At 57.6% G+C, this 2695-nt stretch carries 4 protein-coding genes; all 4 read right to left on the bottom strand.

From position 1 onward, the window contains the following. The coding region (gene lhgO / locus AC2VNK_RS03900) for an L-2-hydroxyglutarate oxidase (protein ID WP_486882875.1) at window positions 1–1106 on the bottom strand (1106 nt) is incomplete at its 3' end. Next, window positions 1103–1648, bottom strand: a complete 546-nt coding sequence (locus AC2VNK_RS03895; protein WP_486882873.1) for a D-glycero-alpha-D-manno-heptose-1,7-bisphosphate 7-phosphatase — start codon at window positions 1646–1648, stop codon at window positions 1103–1105. The genes AC2VNK_RS03895 and lhgO, both read right to left, overlap by 4 nt. Then, the gene (locus AC2VNK_RS03890) at window positions 1645–2331 is read right to left on the bottom strand and encodes a nucleotidyltransferase family protein (protein ID WP_486882872.1); all 687 of its coding nucleotides are present in this window, start codon (window positions 2329–2331) and stop codon (window positions 1645–1647) included. Before AC2VNK_RS03890 ends, AC2VNK_RS03895 begins: the two co-directional genes overlap by 4 nt. Next, a partial coding sequence (locus AC2VNK_RS03885) for an SIS domain-containing protein (RefSeq protein WP_486882870.1) occupies window positions 2331–2695 on the bottom strand: 365 nt, incomplete at its 5' end. The genes AC2VNK_RS03885 and AC2VNK_RS03890, both read right to left, overlap by 1 nt.

Below are 2695 nucleotides of genomic sequence, written 5' to 3'. Positions count from 1 at the left end.
TGCATTCTCTTCGTGTCCTTGATCAGGAAATCGTGAATAGCGGCACCCTCTCTGGAAACGGCCTGTGCCCTGACGCCGGTACGATAAGGCTGTAGATCATCGAGTTCGAGCGACGCACAGTATTTGTGGCACTCCGCCAGATAGGCCTGCTTGCTCAATGAACCGCGTAATTCGTGCAACGCATGGTGACGATATTGCAGGATAAGCTTCCAAAATCCTGGATAAGACGCGAAATCCAAAGTGTCGCGAAGATCGAAGGACAACTTTTGGTAACCCTCGCGGGCAAAACCAACGACGGCATTCGGCCCAACCGTGACACTGCCGTCTATCATGCGGGTGAGGTGAATGCCAAGAAATGGCAACGAAGGGTCCGGTGCAGGATAAATAAGATGTTTCACGATATGGTTTTTTTCCGGTGGAAGCTGGAAGTATTCCCCGCGGAAGGGCACGATGCGGAAGTCCACGTCCAGCCCGGCAAGCGCTGCCAGCCGATCTGATTGCGCCCCCGCGCAGGCAACGAACTTCTTGGCCCGCCAGGCGTTTCCGCCCGCGCCGATCTCCACATGCGCGTCTTTTTCCACAATATTATCGACAGTAGTGCCGTAATGAATTTCGCCGCCCTGCTCAGCGACGAGATCGGCCATCTTGCGGCAAATGGCAGCGAAGTCGGTGATGGCTGTTTCCGGGCTATAAAGTGCGGCCACCCCGCTGATATTCGGCTCCCTGCGGCCCAGTTCCTCACCGTCGATCCGTTCGAGACTTAAGCCGTTGGCGTGCGCACGTGCATACAGCGCATCAATGCGCTCACGCTCGATATCATTCGTTGCCACAATGAGCTTGCCACATTCCTCAAAAGGCAGATCGTGGTCACGACAGAATGCTTTGCTTGCATTGAGTCCGTCACGACACAACTGCGCCTTGAGACTCCCAGGCGCGTAGTAGATACCCGCATGAATGACCCCACTGTTATGTCCGCTTTGATGAAGGCCAGGGCTATTTTCCTTTTCAAGGATGAGCAGACTTGCACCGGGGTGAAACTGCAAAAGCTGCATCGCCGTTGCGAATCCTACAATGCCACCGCCAACCACACAAAAATCATAGATCATGGGTTCCTCTCCTCGTCCAGATAAGCCCCTGCCTCACTAAGTTGGGAGATGGAGGGCTGATAGCTTTCCCCCGCCTCGGGGCGGAAAAGCAGATTGATTGCAATGCCCGCTGCCCGACCCGCCTCAATATCCGTCATCTTGTCCCCGATGAGCACAGACCGGGACGGATCGATGTCCAGCTCCTGGATCGCCGCCCGCAGCATACCGGGAGCCGGCTTACGGAAGGGACTTTCACGCTTATAAGCACCGACCCCATGTTCGGGGTGGCTCGGGCAAAAGTAGATTTTGTCCAGTGCACCGCCTCGCGCCGCAAAACGGCCATTCACCCATTTCATCAAGGAATGAAAGTCCTCCTCGGTATAATATCCGCGCCCGATGCCCGCCTGATTGGTGACCACCACGACGAGAAACCCCCTGGCTTTGGCCGATGCCACCAGGTCGAAGATGCCGTCGATAAAAGTGAAATGCTCCTGACGGCATACATAGGCCGTATCCTCATTGATGACACCATCGCGATCCAGAAAGAGGGCGCGTCGCCTCACAGCGCGGCAAGCTCCACTTGGGCGCGGGCGTAGTCTTCGGGCACCCCGATGTCGATAAATCGGCCACGGGTAACCAATAAACCGAAGGACGCACGTTGCACCGCTCCCACCAGGAAATCCTGTTCCAGGGAAAAGGGTTGACCCAAGGGGAACGCATCCAGCAGATGTATTGGAAACAAATAGCAGCCTACATTGATCAGGCCCGGCCCGGATGCCGCCTTCTCCGCGAAACGCATCACCTGGTCGTTTTTCGCTTCCAGGCGCCCATAGCGGGCGGTATCCGCAACCTCGCGGGCAACGATCAATGGCCGCCGATCGCTTTGCCAGAGATCCTCCAGCCGACTTATCTCCACTTCCAGGTAAGTGTCGCCATTCAACACGAGGGCATGGTCGCCGTGGCAATACGTCAACGACTGCCGCACCGCAGCGCCGGTACCCAGGGGGGTGTCCTCGATAGCGTAAGCTAGTTCCATATCGTGGTAGCAGCCACCGAAGTGGCTGGTGATGACCTCTGCCTTATACCCCAGCGAAAGAACCACCCGCTTCACACCCTGACGGGACAAATTCTGTAGCAATAGCTCCAAAAAGGGCCGCCCCGCCACCGGGGCCATGGGTTTGGGAGCGTCCGGCACTACCGCACGCAGACGGGTGCCGAAACCGCCCGCCAGGATGATGGCCTCCATTAGGGTTGCGGCGAGAACAGGGCGTTCTCTATCAGACCACAGAGAATATGGCCCAATACCAGGTGCGCCTCCTGAATCTTCGGCGTGTCGCCGGAGGGCACTTCCAGTAGATGGTCGCACAGGCCTTGCATGGGGCCGCCGCGATTTCCGGTGAGGCCGATGGTCACCAATCCCCGCTGCCGTGCCTCCTCAAAGGCCCGGAGAATGTTAGGCGATTTCCCGGAAGTGCTATAACCGATCAGCACGTCCCCTTTGCGGCCCAGGGACTGCACCTGCCGCGCGAACAAGCGTTCATAGCCGTAATCATTGCCGATGGCGGTGAGAATGGAGGTGTCTGTGGTCAGTGCCAGGGCGGATAAGCCCG

It is taken from the genome of Acidithiobacillus sp. TH-A35 (genome assembly GCF_057473505.1).
The sequence above is the reverse complement of the archived record's forward strand: the minus strand, read 5'-3'. Positions and strand labels throughout refer to the sequence as shown.